Source organism: Solibacillus sp. NPDC093137 (assembly GCF_050280445.1).
GTDB classification, from domain to species: Bacteria; Bacillota; Bacilli; order Bacillales_A; family Planococcaceae; genus Solibacillus; species Solibacillus isronensis_B.
Genome location: NZ_JBNNVH010000001.1, coordinates 76,409 through 93,451 on the forward strand (window position 1 = coordinate 76,409; position 17,043 = coordinate 93,451).

The 17,043-nt window shown below is 38.1% G+C and carries 17 protein-coding genes; 13 read left to right on the top strand and 4 right to left on the bottom strand.

Annotated elements, in window-relative coordinates:
- Positions 1–117 precede the first annotated feature (117 nt).
- From ezrA to ACQKN3_RS00420, 9 genes are all read left to right on the top strand, one after another.
- Entirely contained in the window at positions 118–1,821 is a 1,704-nt protein-coding gene (gene ezrA, locus ACQKN3_RS00380; RefSeq protein WP_251686476.1) for a septation ring formation regulator EzrA, read from the top strand.
- Positions 1,822–2,008: 187 nt separating this feature from the next.
- The gene (locus tag ACQKN3_RS00385) at positions 2,009–3,157 is read left to right on the top strand and encodes a cysteine desulfurase family protein (RefSeq protein WP_427708626.1); all 1,149 of its coding nucleotides are present in this window, start codon (positions 2,009–2,011) and stop codon (positions 3,155–3,157) included.
- The gene (thiI, locus tag ACQKN3_RS00390; protein ID WP_251686478.1) at positions 3,154–4,365 is read left to right on the top strand and encodes a tRNA uracil 4-sulfurtransferase ThiI; all 1,212 of its coding nucleotides are present in this window, start codon (positions 3,154–3,156) and stop codon (positions 4,363–4,365) included. Before ACQKN3_RS00385 ends, thiI begins: the two co-directional genes overlap by 4 nt.
- A gap of 110 nt (positions 4,366–4,475) precedes the next feature.
- Entirely contained in the window at positions 4,476–4,682 is a 207-nt protein-coding gene (locus ACQKN3_RS00395) for an alpha/beta-type small acid-soluble spore protein (RefSeq protein ID WP_008407794.1), read from the top strand.
- Between the two features lie 166 nt (positions 4,683–4,848).
- Positions 4,849–6,411: an acyl-CoA synthetase MbcS gene (mbcS, locus tag ACQKN3_RS00400; protein WP_427708629.1), complete on the top strand. Its 1,563-nt coding sequence runs from the start codon at positions 4,849–4,851 to the stop codon at positions 6,409–6,411.
- Between the two features lie 249 nt (positions 6,412–6,660).
- Positions 6,661–7,671, top strand: coding sequence for a signal peptide peptidase SppA (sppA, locus tag ACQKN3_RS00405; protein ID WP_251686480.1), 1,011 nt, complete (start codon positions 6,661–6,663; stop codon positions 7,669–7,671).
- Positions 7,672–7,685: 14 nt separating this feature from the next.
- Complete coding sequence (locus tag ACQKN3_RS00410) at positions 7,686–8,177, top strand: RDD family protein (RefSeq protein ID WP_251686481.1); 492 nt, start codon at positions 7,686–7,688, stop codon at positions 8,175–8,177.
- A gap of 189 nt (positions 8,178–8,366) precedes the next feature.
- The gene (tpx, locus tag ACQKN3_RS00415) at positions 8,367–8,873 is read left to right on the top strand and encodes a thiol peroxidase (protein ID WP_251686482.1); all 507 of its coding nucleotides are present in this window, start codon (positions 8,367–8,369) and stop codon (positions 8,871–8,873) included.
- A 142-nt stretch (positions 8,874–9,015) separates the two neighbouring features.
- On the top strand, positions 9,016–9,957 hold the full coding sequence (locus tag ACQKN3_RS00420) for a class I SAM-dependent methyltransferase (protein ID WP_251686483.1): 942 nt from the start codon (positions 9,016–9,018) through the stop codon (positions 9,955–9,957).
- Between the two features lie 108 nt (positions 9,958–10,065).
- Here ACQKN3_RS00420 and ACQKN3_RS00425 read toward each other — a convergent pair whose 3' ends face one another.
- A complete protein-coding gene (locus ACQKN3_RS00425) occupies positions 10,066–10,512 on the bottom strand; it encodes a universal stress protein (RefSeq protein ID WP_427708633.1) in 447 nt (148 codons plus the stop codon).
- A 332-nt stretch (positions 10,513–10,844) separates the two neighbouring features.
- Between ACQKN3_RS00425 and ald the strand changes: the two genes are divergently transcribed.
- A complete protein-coding gene (gene ald, locus ACQKN3_RS00430; protein WP_413078505.1) occupies positions 10,845–11,978 on the top strand; it encodes an alanine dehydrogenase in 1,134 nt (377 codons plus the stop codon).
- Positions 11,979–12,049: 71 nt separating this feature from the next.
- On the opposite strand, the gene ACQKN3_RS00435 is transcribed toward ald, so the two are convergent.
- Together ACQKN3_RS00435 and ACQKN3_RS00440 are read right to left on the bottom strand one after the other, a co-directional pair.
- Complete coding sequence (locus ACQKN3_RS00435) at positions 12,050–12,685, bottom strand: 5,10-methylene tetrahydromethanopterin reductase (RefSeq protein WP_251686485.1); 636 nt, start codon at positions 12,683–12,685, stop codon at positions 12,050–12,052.
- Between the two features lie 205 nt (positions 12,686–12,890).
- Positions 12,891–13,979 (bottom strand): M24 family metallopeptidase, encoded by a 1,089-nt coding sequence (locus ACQKN3_RS00440; RefSeq protein WP_427708636.1) that lies wholly within the window; start codon positions 13,977–13,979, stop codon positions 12,891–12,893.
- Positions 13,980–14,096: 117 nt separating this feature from the next.
- Here ACQKN3_RS00440 and ACQKN3_RS00445 point away from each other — a divergent pair, with 117 nt between their 5' ends.
- The 3 genes from ACQKN3_RS00445 (at position 14,097) to ACQKN3_RS00455 (ending at position 16,602) form a co-directional block, all read left to right on the top strand.
- On the top strand, positions 14,097–14,777 hold the full coding sequence (locus ACQKN3_RS00445; protein WP_427708638.1) for a metal-dependent hydrolase: 681 nt from the start codon (positions 14,097–14,099) through the stop codon (positions 14,775–14,777).
- Between the two features lie 112 nt (positions 14,778–14,889).
- Positions 14,890–15,024: a hypothetical protein gene (locus ACQKN3_RS00450; protein ID WP_427708640.1), complete on the top strand. Its 135-nt coding sequence runs from the start codon at positions 14,890–14,892 to the stop codon at positions 15,022–15,024.
- A 270-nt stretch (positions 15,025–15,294) separates the two neighbouring features.
- A complete protein-coding gene (locus ACQKN3_RS00455; RefSeq protein ID WP_251686489.1) occupies positions 15,295–16,602 on the top strand; it encodes a DRTGG domain-containing protein in 1,308 nt (435 codons plus the stop codon).
- Between the two features lie 47 nt (positions 16,603–16,649).
- Here ACQKN3_RS00455 and ACQKN3_RS00460 read toward each other — a convergent pair whose 3' ends face one another.
- A complete protein-coding gene (locus ACQKN3_RS00460) occupies positions 16,650–16,961 on the bottom strand; it encodes a YtpI family protein (protein WP_251686490.1) in 312 nt (103 codons plus the stop codon).
- Positions 16,962–17,043: the final 82 nt, after the last annotated feature.

The following is a 17,043-nucleotide window of genomic DNA, read 5'->3' on the forward strand; positions in this document are numbered from 1 at the left end:
TGGTATTTAAAAGTAAAAAAAGCTGGAAATAGTTAAACAAATATAAAAAAACATGTTATTATAAATAGTACGTATATAGCTAAAATATTGATTTTATTTGGGATTAGGGGGCTTACAATGATAAAGTATATCATCATTGTTGTCGTCGTACTATTAGCATTATTAATGGCAGGCTTAGTAGTAAGACGCAAGCATAATGCAGAAATAGGACGATTAGATAAGGAAAAACTACAAATACAACATTACCCGATTTTTGAGGAGCTCGCAAAAGTAAAGGCCCTTAATATGAACGGTCAAACAGAAGAGCTGTTTGAAAACTGGCGTAATCGTTGGTTGGATGTTGTCGATAAGCAAATTCCGAAAATTGACGAATTGTTGTTTGATGCGGAAGAATTTGTCGACCGATTTAAATTTAACAAAGCAACACATACAGAACGCGATATCGAACAGGAACTTGCAAAATGTGAGCAAGTACGTGTACAGATTATTACTGAGCTGGATGAATTGATTGGCAGTGAAGAGAAAAACCGTATTGAAATCGAACAGCTGAAAGAATATTACCGTTCTGCACGCAAGACGATTTTGGCACACCAGCATTCATTTGGTCCAGCTTTGGAAGCATTGGAAACGAAGCTGGAGCAATTTACGCCGAAATTTGAAGAGTTCGATGAGTTAACGAAAGACGGCAACTATTTGCAGGCACGTGAAATTGTTCTACAGCTGAACAGTGAAGCACAGGAAATTTTCAGTTTATTAAATGATGTGCCGACACTGCTGACTGAAATTCAAACTAAAATCCCAACCGCAATTCATGAACTTCGTAACGGGCAGCGTGAAATGGAAGAACAAAAGTATTATTTACGCCATTTAGAAATGACTGAATATTTGAATGGACTTGAGAGTGAACTGGAAATGTTAAAAGCAGAAATCGCTGAACTTAACTTGCCAGCTGTTTCACCACGAATTCAAACAATTAATGATGAAATCGACCATTTTTATAATTTGCTAGAAAAAGAAGTTATGGCAAGAAAATATGTTGAACGTAACTGTTCAGGCATGTACAGTGTGATCAATGATGTTATGCGCCTTACAAAGGACATTAATGATGAAGTCGCTTATGTGCAGCATAGCTACCGTTTACAGGACAAAGAAGCGGAAATTCCAAAAGTGGGCTTAAAACATTTGGAAGTATTACAAAAACGCTATGAATTGTTATCGACACGTGTTCAAGAAGAAAGATCCGCATACTCAAGCTTACAGGAAGAGCTAAAAGAAATTACTGATGAGATTGAGCAAATTGCTGAGGAACAGGAAAACTTCTCGAACAAACTAAAGAACCTCCGTATTGATGAAAATAAAGCAAGAGCTGAATTGGAAGCTTTAAAGCGATTATTGCAAGATACAGAGCGCCTGCTTGGACGTGCCAATATTCCTGGGATTCCGGAAGAAATGGATGCAAGATTAGAAGAGGCGGCAGAACAGATTTTTGTTGTAGTTCAAAGTTTACAGGAAGTACCGTTGAATATTATCCAAGTGAACCAGCATTTACTAAATGCAAAGCAATCGATTGAAGAAACACATGATAAAGCACAGGAAATGATTGAGAATGTATTAATTATTGAGCGTCTTATTCAGTTTGGAAACCGCTACCGTGCAACAAATCGACAAGTACATGAAAATCTACTTGAAGCTGAAGACGCATTCAAGAAGTTCCGCTACATAAAAGCACTGGAAGATGCAGCAAAGGCGGTTGAAATTATCGATCCTAATGCAATCAAACGTATTGAGGAGCTCGTTCAGGAGCAGCTGCTTACAAAATAATAAGCATAACGGTTACATGTTGGTCCATTTAGCGTTATAATAAATAAGCACATTTATGAGGTTGTGTTAGTAGTCAATTTGACTATTAACACAACCTCTCTCTTTGGTAAGTAATGATAAAAAACAGGACACTGTAATGGAAATATGATTACGGGAAATTAGTTTTAAAAAAGAAGGTTGAGTATAGATGATATATTTAGATAATAGTGCGACAACAAAACCGCACAAAGATGTCTTGGCTACATTTATGTTAGTGAATGAACAATATTATGCCAACCCTGCATCGATTCACCGTGCAGGAGTCGAGTCAAATGCTTTATTAACAAAAGCTCGTGAGCAATTGGCAAATATTCTTCATACTGACGAAAAGAATATTTTATTTACATCCGGAGGTACGGAATCGAATAATGCAGCGCTTTTTGGTCTTGCAAAATCTAGCAAATTTAGAGGCAAGCATATTATTACGACAGAAATAGAACACCCTTCGATTTTGGAAGCGGTCAAACGTTTGGAAGAAGAGGGTTATGAAATTGACTACCTAAAGGTAAATAAATATGGAGTCATTTCTTTAGAGGAATTACAGCAAAAACTTCGCAAAGATACAATTATTGTGAGCATTATGCATGTAAACAACGAAATCGGAGCTGTCCAGCCAATTAAGGAAGCAGCTCAAATCATTCATCGTACATGCCAGGCAATGTTCCATGTTGATGCAATTCAAAGTTTCGGAAAGCTACCGGTCATTTTTGACGGAGACAATGGTCCAGATGTCATTTCAATTTCCGGACATAAAATTCAAGGTTTAAAAGGAAGCGGCTTGTTAGCATTCCGCAAAAAACCACAACTGAAGGCATTTATAGTCGGTGGTGGACAAGAATTTGGATTAAGAAGTGGTACGGTTGCAGTACCGCAAGCTGTTTCATTGGCAAAAGCGGCCCGTTTAGCTGTTGAAGGCATGCCGGAAAATGTTGAAAACTTTAAAAAATGGTCTGCAGAACTTCATCATTTCTTTGGGCAATTCGGTCAGGAAGTATATGTCCTGTCGCCGAAAGATGGAGCGCCGCATATTTTATCGTTCAGTGTTAGAGGACTAAAAGGTGAAATTTTAATAAACGCGTTACAAAAACGTGATATTATCGTTTCAACATCAAGTGCCTGCTCGTCAAAACAGACGAAAACAAGCCATGTTGTGGAAGCATTAAATATCGATAGCCGCTATAAAAACGGTGTACTACGTTTAAGCTTAGGCGCAATCAACACAGATGAAGATATTGCTTCATTCAAAAAGCAATTCACAATCGTAATGAAAGAATTAAAAGGAGATATTACGCAATGATTTTTAAAGAAATTTTAGTTCGCTATGGTGAATTATCAACAAAAGGTCGAAACAAAAAAGATTTTATCAGCCGTTTACGCGATAATGTACGCTATTCATTTAACGATATTGCACCATTGAAAATTCGTGCAGAGCGTGACCGTATGTTTATTGAAGTTGAAAATAAAGAAAAATTTGATGTACTAATGGATCGTTTACCACATGTTTTCGGTATTCAATCAATCAGCCCAGTTGCATCTTGTGAAAAAGATTTAGATGTGATGAAAGCTTTGGCATTTGAAATTTTAGAAGACTATCGTGAAAAAGGCGATTTAACGTTTAAAGTTGAAGTACATCGTACAGATAAAACTTTCCCGTTGAACACGCATGAATTACAGCGTGAAATGGGAGCTACGATTTTACCGAATTTCCCGAACTTTAAAGTACAGGTGAAAAATCCGGATTTCGCACTTCGTATTGAAGTTCGTGAAGATGCGATCTATATGATGGCTCAAGTAATCCAAGGTGCTGGAGGTATGCCGATTGGTTCAAACGGACGTTCGCTGCTAATGCTTTCAGGCGGTATTGATAGCCCAGTTGCCGGTTACTTAATGATGAAACGCGGCGTTCGACTGGATGCAATTCATTTCTTCAGTCCTCCATATACGAGCGATAATGCATTACAAAAAGTTAAAGAACTTGCAAATGAATTAACAAAATTCGGTGCAAATATTCGCCTGCATGTCATTCCGTTCACAGAACTGCAAGTAGCAGTAAAAGATGCGGTGCCAGACAATATGTCAATGACTTCAACACGCCGTATGATGATGAAAGTGGCAGATAAAGTGCGTGAAGACATTGGCGCATTAGGTATTGTAACAGGTGAAAGCTTAGGGCAAGTCGCTTCACAAACTTTGGAAAGCTTAACTGCAATAAATGATGTGACAAATACACCTATTTTACGTCCGTTAATATCGGCAGATAAAAACGATATCATCAAAATTGCAAAAGATATTGGCACATACGAAACATCAATTCAGCCATTTGAGGATTGCTGTACAATATTTACACCGTCTAGTCCGAAAACAAAACCGAAATTAGAAAAAGTTCAGCGTTTTGAAAGCTTTACGGAATTCGATGAACTAATTGATCGTGCCGTTAAAAACCGCGAAGTATATCAGTTCCCTCAGAAGGAAGTAAAAGAAGATAAATTCGCTGATTTACTATAATTTTTAGGAACTGATAATGATTTCCTAATCGAGCTATAATTTACCTATGTTTTTTATGTATTAATCTCTCCTCCCGGCACATTCTAATGTCACAAGGAGGTGAGAGACAGATGGCAAACAACAACAGCTCAAACAAATTACGTGTACCTGGTGCACAACAAGCTTTAGATCAAATGAAATATGAAATTGCACAAGAATTTGGTGTACAATTAGGTCCAGACGCATCATCTCGTGCAAACGGTTCTGTAGGTGGCGAAATTACGAAACGCCTAGTACAGATGGCTGAGCAGCAATTACGCGGCAACCAAAACCAATAATACGTTTTAAAAAAGAACGCTACTTTCAAGTAGCGTTTCTTTTTATTTTGTTAATAAATAATTTTTGTTATGCAATAAAAAGTGCGGAATATTTTGATATTAATGAAAAGGATTATTATACTAAATATGTAAGGCTCATTTTTTTCAAACAAAGGGGAGTATCAAAATGAATAAAAATCAATTAGTTGCACCGGAAATATATAATATTGTAAATGAATTTGAAAAGCATGAAAATAAAAGCTCAAAAACAGCATTAGTATTTCAGGAAGAAAACGGACATCAAGAGCGTTATACATACGAAGAGTTACTACAAAGAGCAAATCAGGCTGCAAATGCCTTTTATGCACAAGGTTTAAAAAAAGGTGATGTCATTTTGATTATGCTGCCTCGCTGTTTAGAAGCATATGTTTCTTATATTGGAGCATTAAAAGCAGGATTGGTCATTATTCCAAGTTCGGAGCTGCTGCGAGCTAAAGATATTGATTATCGTCTAAACCATTCAGAGGCTAAGGCAATTATCGTGATGGAGCAGTTCGTAAATGAATTCGAACATGTAGAAAATTTAGCGAATGTAGAATGCTTTATTGTAGGGAATGAAAAAGAAGGATGGACTTCATTAATGGAGCTTGCAGAGCAGCAGTCAAACGAGTTCGATTCTGTTGAGACGACGGCTAATGATTTGGCGTTTTTAGCCTATACTTCAGGCACGACAGGGAATCCAAAAGCCGTAATGCACTCACATGGCTGGGGATATGCACATTTACGTACAACGGCTGCTGAGTGGCTTGGTGTACGTGATGGCGATACGGTATGGGCAACTGCAGCTCCAGGATGGCAAAAATGGATCTGGAGTCCGTTTCTTGCTGTATTAGGTAGTGGTGCAACAGGATTTGTGTACAAAGGGAAGTTCGAACCAACACAGTTTTTACATTTAATTGAGCAGCAACAAATCAATGTGCTTTGCTGTACGCCGACAGAATATCGTATGATGGCGAAATTAGATCAATTAAATTCATTTAATTTATCTTCATTGTGCAGCGCTGTTTCAGCTGGTGAGCCTTTAAACCGTGAAGTGATCGAAACATTTGAACGTGAGCACCAATTAACTGTCCGTGATGGTTATGGTCAAACAGAAAATACATTGTTGATCGGGACATTGTTAAATATGGAATTACGCCCTGGCTCGATGGGGAAACCGACTCCGGGAAATATCATTGATTTAATCAATGAAGATGGTGACCTTGTACCGCCTGGTGAAGTCGGTGATATTGCAGTGCACAAATCGACTCCTGCATTATTTAAAGGATATTATAAAGATCCGGAGCGTACAGCGATTCAGTATCGTGGAGATTGGTATGTAACAGGCGACCGCGCAATAAAGGATGAAGACGGCTATTTCTGGTTTGAAGGCCGAAATGATGACATTATTATTTCATCTGGTTATACAATCGGACCATTTGAAGTAGAAGATGCGTTAACGAAGCATCCTGCTGTACAGGAATGTGCTGTTGTTGCAAGTCCGGATGAAATTCGAGGGAATGTTGTAAAAGCATTTGTCGTCCTTAAAGATGTTACATTAAAAGAAAGCCCAACAATTGTAGAAGATTTGCAAAATCATGTAAAACAGCTGACAGCACCATATAAATATCCTCGAATTATAGAGTTTTTAGATGAATTACCTAAAACAATTTCAGGGAAAATCCGTCGTGTTGAATTGCGTGTAAAGTAAGGGAAATACCATTGCTCGACAAATATTTCCCGGGTAATGAATAAAAGGTGGCGAAATTTGCCGCCTTTTTTTCTGCCAGTATTCATGTTTAAACCGAGCTTAATTAATAGAAATGAGGCTTCGCCATTTGATAAAACCTAAAGTATGGTTGCTTAATCAAGTGGGATTATGTCAAAATCGCTGTAGGAAATGGTTTTCGATGAAACTTTTTGTAAAATAGTTTCGTACATATATTGAGGAGGCGTGAATATGAATACAAAACGAGTTGTGGCACTCATTATTGCTGCCGTATTATTATTTTTCTCTATTGGGATCAATACGATCATTTCGATTTTTAAGACCGATTTCTTTACTAGTATCGACAATTTAATGGGTACGGAATCGCTCACATACGAAAACGTCGTGGAAACAGGAGACTTAACGAGTCGAATTGCCCATTTGACGGTAGATGGTGTAATCCAGGATGTAGGGGAACCAAGTATATGGGAAACGGTTGATTACAACCACCAGCTGTTTATGGAACAATTGGATGCTGTACTGGAAGACGATACAATTAAAGGCGTTGTATTATCTGTAAACACTCCAGGTGGCGGTGTCATTGAATCAGAAGAAATTTACCAAAAGTTATTGAAAATTAAAGAAGAAAAACAAATTCCAATTTATGTCTCAATGGGATCAATGGCTGCTTCCGGCGGTTATTATATTTCAGCACCGGCAGATAAGATTTTTGCTCAACGCGAGACAATTACCGGTTCAATCGGTGTTATTATGCAATCGATTAATTATGGGAAATTAGCCGAAAATTTCGGGGTCGAGTTTGAAACAATCAAATCAGGCGAACATAAAGACATGTTTGGCGGTGTACGACCTTCTACAAAAGAGGAACTTGCGATGCTGCAGGAAATGATTGATGAATCATATGAGCATTTTGTCGATATTATCGAAGCTGGGCGTAATATGTCTGAAGCGCAAGTGAAGAAAGTGGCGGATGGCCGTGTATTAGGCGGTACTCAGGCACTGCGAGCAGGGTTGGTGGATGAAATTGGAAATGAAGAAGCGACAATTAATGCATTACGCGCGGATTTTGGATTGGAAGATGCAGAGCTGTTTGAATATACAATGGATACATCAAGCTGGGGTTCTTTATTAGGTGTAAAACTAGGTTCTATGCTGCGACCATCTGCTGAGTCTGAAGTATTGTCCAAAATTATTTCAACGACAAATTCGCCTCGTATGATGTATTTATATGGTGACTACTAATAGGAGGGATTACGATGACTGACATAATCGAAGTAGTGGATGAAGCATCTGTCGTAAAGCCGCCTTCTATTAAACAAAAAACAGCCGGCTTCTGGATGCGATTCTGGGCATTTCTGTTAGATTCAATTGTCATAAGTGCGATTATCGGCGTCTCGATTAAGCCGGTGTTTGCATTGATGAATTGGAGTGTTGCCAGCGATGTGTGGTATGCGCCAATGACAATTCTTTCGGGAATTATTTTCTACGCTTATTTTGTGCTCATGACAAAATTTTTTAAGCAAACTTTAGGGAAAATGACGTTTGGAATAAAGGTTGAAAAAGATGACGGGGAAGCACTGGATTGGATGACAGTTCTGTTTCGTGAAGGGGTAGGCCGATTTATCAACGGTACATTATTATACTTACCGTATTTAATTGTCGCTTTTTCACCAAACAATAAAAGCATTGCCGATTATTTTGCCGATACGGTCGTTGTTCATGAAAATATTTATTCAAAAGATGTTTAAAAAAGAATAGAAGGGGAAATAATTTACTATCGACACCTTCTAAGCAAGAGAAGAGCTGTTTTGTAAGATACTTCTTATAAAACAGCTCTTTTCTTTTTGTTTTCTTTATTTAAATGAATATAAGCTCAGTTAGTTGCAATTGCTAAATCTTTTTTAGTAATATTAGGGAATATAAAGGAGGCGTTTAATATGGCACAAGTAACATTTAAAAACAGTCCAGTAACACTAATCGGTAATGAGGTAAAAGTTGGTGATCAAGCACCGGATTTCACAGTAGTTGCCAATGATTTATCAGAAGTAACTTTAAAAGATTCTGAAGGTAAAATTCGCTTATTCTCGGTTGTTCCTTCATTGGAAACAGGTGTTTGTGATAAGCAAACTCGTACATTTAACGAAGCGGCGGCTAACTTAGGTGACAATGTTGTAATTTACACAGTGTCAATGGATTTACCATTTGCTCAAAAACGCTGGTGTGGAGCTGCGGGTATCGATAATGTTGTAACAGTATCAGACCACCGTGATGCATCATTCGGTGAAGCATATGGCGTACATATGAAAGAATTACGCCTTTTAGCACGTTCAATTTTCGTTGTTGATGAATCAGGCAAAGTTGCTTATGTGGAATATGTTCCTGAAGGTACAGACCATCCGAATTATGATGCTGCAATCGAAGCAGTAAAAGCTCTTGCAAAATAATTTCGTTTTGAATGATTTTGTTGTAAAGTAATTACATGTATAATTAACACCCACTCAATGATCATTGAGTGGGTTGTTCATTTAGTGGATATGTCGCAATTTAGCGAGAAATCCAAATGAATGGAATGAGGGAGTTAGTCTAATGGAAAAGTTTGAACAAATTTTTAAATATATTAATGACAACGCAGAAAAAGTTGCAGCGCAGCAAGAGCTGGATTATTTGGAAGCGTTACTGCAAACATTGGAAGATACACTGGACGGGAAATTTGAGTGGCAAGTTGAAGGTGCAACGAAGGAAGATATGCGTAAAGCGATCCAAATTGCGATTTTAAAAGGGATGCGTAAAAGTGCGCAGCCGAACCACCAAATGACACCTGATACACTGGGGCTTATTGTAAGCCATTTTGTAGAGCAATGCTTTGACAAGGAATTGACGGAACGGACGCTCTCTATCGTTGATCCGGCACTCGGTACAGGGAATTTACTCTTTACAGTCATGAATGCGCTGGAAGGGAAAGTAGTTGCTTCAGGAGTGGAAGTCGATGATTTATTAATTCGGTTGGCAGCAGCGACAGGAGACCTTATTGAACAACCTGTTACACTTTTCCGTCAAGATGCCCTGGAAAAACTGTTAGTCGATCCTGTTGATGCAGTAGTTTGCGACTTGCCTGTAGGATACTATCCAAACGAAGAAGTAGCACTAGACTACGAATTATGCGCGGCAGAGGGAATGAGCTACGCACACCATTTGTTTATCGAGCAATCTTTAAACTATACAAAAGAAGGTGGGTTTGGATTTTTCCTGATTCCGGCAAATTTATTCGAATCTGATCAGGCAAAACAGCTTCACCAGTATATTAAAGGACATGCATGGATTCAGGCGGTCATCCAATTGCCGGAAAACCTGTTCTCATCAAAAGCGCATGAGAAAAGCATTTTAATTTTACAAAAGCAAAGTGAACAGTTAAAAGCACCGCGTGAAGTTTTATTGGCAAAAGTACCGAATATGTCAAACCGTGATGCTCTGGCGATGTTCTTCGAAAAAGTAAGCATGTGGAAAGAAAGCAATAATCAGAAACGATAAAGTATAAAGCGGGAGTATTGCCTTTGGCGATAAGCTTTAATGCATATAAATGATAAATGCCATCGACTCAGTTTGAGAAGATGGCATTTATCATTTTATTTAATTAAATCACTCTGGTGTACGGATAACTAATACGTCACATGTAGCTGAACGTACGATTGCTTCTGATACAGAACCGATCAGGAAACGTTCAACAGCATTTAAACCAGTTGCACCACAAATAATTAAATCTGCTTCTACAACACTTGAAAGTTCTTTTGTAATAATATTTTTAGGAGAGCCATATTCAATAATCAGGTTAACGTTTTCTACGCCTTCTGCTTCAGCTTGCTGTTTGTAGCCGTTTAACAATTCCTCGGAATGCTGTTGAGCACGCTCAGCAATTGAACGGTCATAAGCTTCTATAGCTGCGAAAGAACGTGTATCGATAACATTTACTAGGTTGATTGTTGCACCTTCATTGCGTTTTGCAACATCGATTGATTTACGGAATGCATATTCTGCTTCTTTCGAGCCGTCTACTGCTACTACAATGCTTTTATAATGGTTTGCCATTTTACATACCTCCTAATTATCTATAACTATATTATACCAAATAATTTTCCAAAGGGCATAATTCCTGCGCTGAAATATAGGCAAAATACAATAACTTCCATGAAATGGTCACAAATTTGTATGTTAGGAAATAATAGTTTTTACTATTATAAAATATTTTTCTCAGTAAAATAATAGCAGTTTTCCTGCAGTTGCAAGATATGACTAGTGATTCATTTATCAGAATAGAATTTACATTCAAAATCCTCTACTAATTTGCTGGTAAAATTGGTAAAATGGATTTGATTTATGTAAAGCATATTTCTAAGTGATTGTTAAAGGGAGGAATTACGTTGAAAATAGGGGTACCGAAAGAAATAAAGAACAATGAAAATCGAGTTGCGATGACACCAGCAGGAGTATTGTCATTAATCGCAAATGGTCATGAAGTATATATTGAAACAGGTGCAGGATTAGGTTCTGCATTTACGGATCAGGACTATATTGAAGCAGGTGCCCATATTGTACAAACAGCAGCTGAAGCATGGGCTGGGGAAATGGTTTTAAAAGTAAAAGAACCTGTGCAAAGTGAATACAAGTATTTCCGTGAGGGATTAATATTATTTACGTATTTACATTTAGCACCAGAGCCTGAATTGACTAAAGCTTTACTTGAAAATCGAGTAATCGGTATCGCCTATGAAACAGTGCAATTACCAAACGGTTCTTTACCATTATTAACACCGATGAGTGAAGTTGCAGGTAAAATGGCAACACAAATCGGCGCACATTATTTAGAAAAATTGCCGGGCGGTAAAGGGATCTTACTTGGTGGAGTATCAGGTGTTCCTCGCAGTAAAGTAACGGTAATTGGCGGTGGTATTGCGGGAACAAATGCAGCTAAAGTAGCAGTCGGCATGGGAGCGGATGTTACGATTATCGATTTGAATCCTGAACGATTACGTCAGCTTGATGATTTATTCGGACGTGATGTTCAAACATTAATTTCAAATCCGTATAATATTGCAGATGCTGTTCGTTCTGCTGATTTAGTAGTTGGTTCCGTGCTTATTCCAGGGGCGAAGGCACCAAAATTAGTGACTGAAGAAATGATCCAATCGATGTCACCTGGCTCTGTAGTGGTTGATATTGCGATTGACCAAGGCGGCTGTTTTGCAACATCTGAAAAAGTAACAACACATGACAATCCTACATTTGTTAAACATGGTGTTGTACACTATACGGTTGCAAATATGCCAGGTGCAGTTCCACGTACATCGACAATCGCGTTAACAAATAATACGGTTCCTTATGCATTACAAATTGCGAATAAAGGCTTTTTACGTGCATGCCTAGACAATCTTGCATTAAAGCGCGGCGTTAATACATTGGACGGTAAAGTTGTATACCGTGCAGTAGCAGACGCACAAGGGCTTGAATTTGCAGAAGTAGAAGATGTATTAGGTGCACTGACAGGATTAAATTAATAAATATTTTACAGCAAAAATCCGCTACGATTGGCAAAACCAAACGTAGCGGATTTTTTTGATGGGTCATTCTATTTAACCGAGACTAATTCAGTTGTAATATTACCTTCAAAATCAGTAATACGGATAATACCATGATCTTTTGCTAGGTAGATTTTCGTGCCGTTTGGATATTTTAAAACTACTACATTTTGGAATGTTCCTGCTTTTGTTTTAACTGTTGTACTTGTACTTTCAACATAAACTGGTGTTGTTTCCGTAGTACCGTCATATAAATAATCCGTATCGGTAATTGTTGTCTTTTCTTTCATCGGGTAGCTTAATGAGAAGAAAAATATATCTGAATAGGCAACACCTAAAGCAAACTGCTGCTGATCTTCAATATACGTATAGCCGATATAGTCATCTTCCAACAATTCTACCGAGTTTTCAATCGATTTATTTTTAGAAGCGGTATATGTTCTTGGGCCGGCATCTTCGAATGATGGTTTATACGTATAACTGCGATTCACTTTTGGCATAAAGCCTGTATTCGAGACAGGGGCTTTTTCCTTTACCGCTTTGTTCGGTGATGCACTTTTTGAAATGACTTCATTATTTACCTTACTTGTTTGACTTGCTTCAGCTTCCGTATTCCATTCAATTTGACTTATTGGCAATAGAGTAAGCACAATTATAAGTAGCGTTGTAAATGACCATCTTTTCATAATGCACCACTTCCTTTCGGTTATTTTTATGTAATTAATAGTCTATTCCTCATTTTTGCTTTTAGAAAACAAGTTAAAAATTGTAAAGTAATTAATTTGTTAATAAGCCTATAAATATTAAAAAGCGAGCAATCCTCTGAAAAGGGACTGCTCGCTTAGTTTATGCAAATTTAATAGTTTCTATACAATCAAATGAACTAATATATTATAAAATTACAAGTTCTTTTGTGAATGATGTAAGTACCTCCACACCATCTTTTGTTACGACTACATCGTCCTCGATACGAACGCCTGCAGCATCCGTTTTATAAATACCTGGTTCGATTGTAAATACTGTACCTTCATTTAGAATAAATTCGTTGGCGCCGTTGATCGACGGGAATTCGTGAACAGAAATACCAAGACCGTGACCTAAACGATGTGTGAAGTATTGGCCATAGCCTGCATCTGTAATAACATCACGGGCAATTTTATCTAAGTCCATTGCGCGGACGCCTGGTTTAACTGCTTCAATTGCTGATTCGTTTGCAAGGCGAACAGCATTATAAATTTTAATTTGCTCGTCATTTGGCTGGCCGAATGCTACTGTTCGTGTAATATCCGAACAATACCCTTCGTAAATAACACCTAGGTCAAATAAGATTAGGTCACCTTTTTTAATTTTGCGATTTCCGGGTGTTCCATGAGGAGAAGCTGCTTTTTCTCCAGCCAATACCATCGTATCGAAGCTCATCGCATAGCCTTTTGCCTTAATTGCTGATTCGATTGTATTTAAAACTTCCATTTCTGTTACGCCTTCTGCAATTGCATCACAGCCAACTTGAATTGCGTAGTCCGCTAATTCGGCAGCTTTACGTAATTTTTCAAGTTCCACTTCATCTTTTGAAATACGAAGCGCGTTAATTTTTTCATCAATACCTGCAAATTTCAATTGCTCATAACGTTCTTGGATCGCTTCTAAACGCTCAACCGTTAAATGAGATTTCTCAATAGCCAATGTATCGAATGTAACGTTGCGAGCCGCTACACTTTTTGCAACAACATCCCAGGCATTTTCAGTATCTTCATGTCCGACAACTTCGAAAGCCCATCCTGCAGCTACTGCATCAGGCATTTCCATTTTCGGGCAAATTAAAAACGGTTCTGCATCCTTAAATACCATAACACCAAGTAAGCGTTCATGCGGCTCACTTCTAAAACCTGAAAAGTAAAAGACATTGTCAGGTGTTGTAATAAAAGCAGCATCCCAACCATTTTCAATTAAATGATTTTGTAATTGTTTCAATTTCGACATTGTATAAACTCCTTTGTTATTCAATTAATGAATTCGCGGTATAAGCATATCAAAAAAAGGAGAATTATGCATAAATATCGAATGATACAGGGAAGGTTATTTTAGGAGGTATGTTATATGCAAATTTCATTTCACGGACATTCCGTCGTAAAAATTGTGACAAATGGGACTACGATTTTAATTGACCCTTTCATTAATGGAAATGGACAAACAGATTTAAAGGTTGAAAATGAAAAACCGGATGTCATTTTATTGACGCATGGACATAATGATCATGTTGGAGATACTGTGGAATTAGCAAAAACACACGATGCACTTGTTGTTGCGCCAAATGAACTTGCAGACTATTTAGGCTGGCAAGGTTGCAAAGTCCACAATATGCATATTGGTGGTGCACGCCAATTTGAATTCGGAAAAGTGAAATTTACACAGGCGTTCCACGGCTCTTCATATGTAACGGAAAACAACGAAATTATCTATACGGGAATGCCGGCCGGAATTTTATTTACGGCAGAAGGTAAAACAATTTATCATGCTGGTGATACGGCATTATTTGGGGATATGGAGTTAATCGGAAAGCGCCATCCAATTGACATTGCCTTTTTACCGATTGGTGACAACTTTACAATGGGACCTGAAGATGCAGCTTATGCGGTTTCATTATTGAAGCCGAAAATTGTTGTGCCGGTCCACTACAACACATTCCCGCCGATTGAACAAGATCCGGCTGACTTTGCGAAACTTGTTGAAGGCGCAGAAGTACAAGTATTGAAGCCAGGAGAATTTGTGAAATTCTAATTTACTATTGAACGCATATCCATTTGATATGATTTATTCTTAAGGTTGAAACAAATTAGTAACACTATTTAAGAAACGGAAACTTTATAAAATTGATTGGAATGGAGGGCGAGTGTTCGTGCTGACGGTTTCACCTTTCGCACTGTTAAAACACCAGCTGACGGCTATGCCTTTCCCTACAAGCAAAGCTTCCTGCGGGAATAGCGAAATTTATTTTGCGACGAAAGCGAAGCGTCAGGAGCACTGACGCCTGAGACGCTCGTGTAAGACCACGCCCGCGGAAAGCGTCCCGGAATGGAAATCAATTTTACTCACAGTAAAAAAAAACCATTTTTCTCAAAAGAGAAAAATGGTATTTTTGGTTATGGCCAGGCAAACTTTATCTTATTAATTTCTTGAGCTTTTTCTTACATTTATAAGCAATTATACGGGTATATGTATTGAAAATAGTATAATTGCGCCGTTTAAATATGGTACACTAAAGACATAAATGAATGATGAGAAATAGGTGATGTAATTGTCAACGAAACACGAGAAGATTTTACAATACATTGAATCACTACCAGTTGGCGATAAAATTTCGGTTCGTCAAATTGCAAAGGAAATGCAAGTGAGTGAAGGGACAGCTTACCGAGCGATTAAAGAAGCTGAAAACCGACGTCTTGTAAGCTCGATCGAACGTGTAGGTACGATTCGAATTGAAAAGAAAAAGAAGGAAAACATTGAACGCTTAACATTTGCTGAAATTGTAAATATTATAGATGGTCAAGTTTTAGGAGGGAAGACAGGTCTCCATAAAACTTTAACGAAATTTGTAATTGGTGCGATGAAGCTTGATGATATGATGCGCTATACAGATGCAGGGAGCTTGCTCATTGTCGGTAACCGTACACAGGCACATGAATACGCATTGAAAACAGGGGCTGCTGTATTAATTACCGGCGGATTTGATACAACTGAATCCAATAAAGAGCTGGCAGACGATTTGGATCTTCCAATTATTTCAACAACGTATGATACGTTTACAGTGGCGACGATGATCAACCGTGCCATCTATGACCAGCTGATTAAAAAAGATATATTACTGATTGAAGATATATATGTCCCGATGGAAGATACGGCTGTATTAAAAAATAATGATACGATTGCAGATTTTCATAGACAGAACCGTCGTACGACACATGGTGCTTTCCCTGTTGTAACAGGTCAAAACAGGCTTGTCGGAATGATTACGAGCAAGGACGTAATCGGTAAAGAAGAGTCAGAGCCGGTTGATAAAGTGATGACAAAGAATCCGATCGCTGCTTCCATGAAAACGAGTGTCGCATCAGCCGGACACCGAATGATCTGGGAAGGAATCGATTTGCTTCCTGTCATTGATGAGGAAGGGTTATTAAAAGGGGTTATCAGTCGTCAGGATGTATTAAAGGCGATACAGTTAGCACAGCGTCAGCCTCAGCATGGCGAGACAATCGATGATTTAGTGAAAAATGAAATGCGTGTCATGGGTGAAGAGGATATTGAAGTGGAATTTACTGTTACACCGCAAATGACAAACCAGTTTGGTGCAATTTCATATGGTGCTTTTACAATCCTGTTATCCGAAGTCGGTGCTTTTGCATTGAAGCGTCGTAAGCGCGGAGAAGCGGTTGTTGAAAATATGAATATATATTTTATCAAGCCAGTACAGATGGAAAGTGTATTAACTGTCCGTCCTAGAATTTTGGACATGTCACGTAAATTCGTCAAAATGGATTTTGAAGTATACAGCGCGACAATTCTTGTAGGAAAAGCGATGATGACATTCCAGTTATTAGAACGATAAAAAAGGGTCATGCTGAAAGTAAACCGCTTTCAGCTGACCCCGTTCTTTTACCTGTTTAGTTCGTATTCTTCTTTTATGTATCGCCCTTCATGCTGCATGCGTTTATAGTTATTAACACCTAAACCTGCACCAATGATAAAGAAAACAGCTGCAACGGCAAACCCGAGAATATCCGGATACAGAATCGTTGCATTCAGACCAAAGAAGATGAGAAATGCGGCAAGCGCAACTCCGGCTTTCGCAGTATACCATTTACGACGAATAGGCAGTGTCGAACGGAATTGCTTAGTTTTGAAATAAAAATAAAATACTAGTGATGCTATAATACAGGCAACAAACAGAAAATTTAAATAGACCATATTGAACCTCCTAATAGCCAAACTACTAAATATTGTAACGATTTTTAATGGAAAATGATATAGGTATTCATTATGGACGAGG

Excerpts from the sequence above, each read along its gene's own strand:
- ezrA (WP_251686476.1), top strand. The coding sequence starts at position 118 with ATGATAAAGTATATCATCATTGTTGTCGTCGTACTATTAGCATTATTA.
- ACQKN3_RS00385 (WP_427708626.1), top strand. The coding sequence starts at position 2,009 with ATGATATATTTAGATAATAGTGCGACAACAAAACCGCACAAAGATGTC.
- thiI (WP_251686478.1), top strand. The coding sequence starts at position 3,154 with ATGATTTTTAAAGAAATTTTAGTTCGCTATGGTGAATTATCAACAAAA.
- ACQKN3_RS00395 (WP_008407794.1), top strand. The coding sequence starts at position 4,476 with ATGGCAAACAACAACAGCTCAAACAAATTACGTGTACCTGGTGCACAA.
- mbcS (WP_427708629.1), top strand. The coding sequence starts at position 4,849 with ATGAATAAAAATCAATTAGTTGCACCGGAAATATATAATATTGTAAAT.
- sppA (WP_251686480.1), top strand. The coding sequence starts at position 6,661 with ATGAATACAAAACGAGTTGTGGCACTCATTATTGCTGCCGTATTATTA.
- ACQKN3_RS00410 (WP_251686481.1), top strand. The coding sequence starts at position 7,686 with ATGACTGACATAATCGAAGTAGTGGATGAAGCATCTGTCGTAAAGCCG.
- tpx (WP_251686482.1), top strand. The coding sequence starts at position 8,367 with ATGGCACAAGTAACATTTAAAAACAGTCCAGTAACACTAATCGGTAAT.
- ACQKN3_RS00420 (WP_251686483.1), top strand. The coding sequence starts at position 9,016 with ATGGAAAAGTTTGAACAAATTTTTAAATATATTAATGACAACGCAGAA.
- ACQKN3_RS00425 (WP_427708633.1), bottom strand. The coding sequence starts at position 10,512 with ATGGCAAACCATTATAAAAGCATTGTAGTAGCAGTAGACGGCTCGAAA.
- ACQKN3_RS00435 (WP_251686485.1), bottom strand. The coding sequence starts at position 12,685 with ATGAAAAGATGGTCATTTACAACGCTACTTATAATTGTGCTTACTCTA.
- ACQKN3_RS00440 (WP_427708636.1), bottom strand. The coding sequence starts at position 13,979 with ATGTCGAAATTGAAACAATTACAAAATCATTTAATTGAAAATGGTTGG.
- ACQKN3_RS00445 (WP_427708638.1), top strand. The coding sequence starts at position 14,097 with ATGCAAATTTCATTTCACGGACATTCCGTCGTAAAAATTGTGACAAAT.
- ACQKN3_RS00460 (WP_251686490.1), bottom strand. The coding sequence starts at position 16,961 with ATGGTCTATTTAAATTTTCTGTTTGTTGCCTGTATTATAGCATCACTA.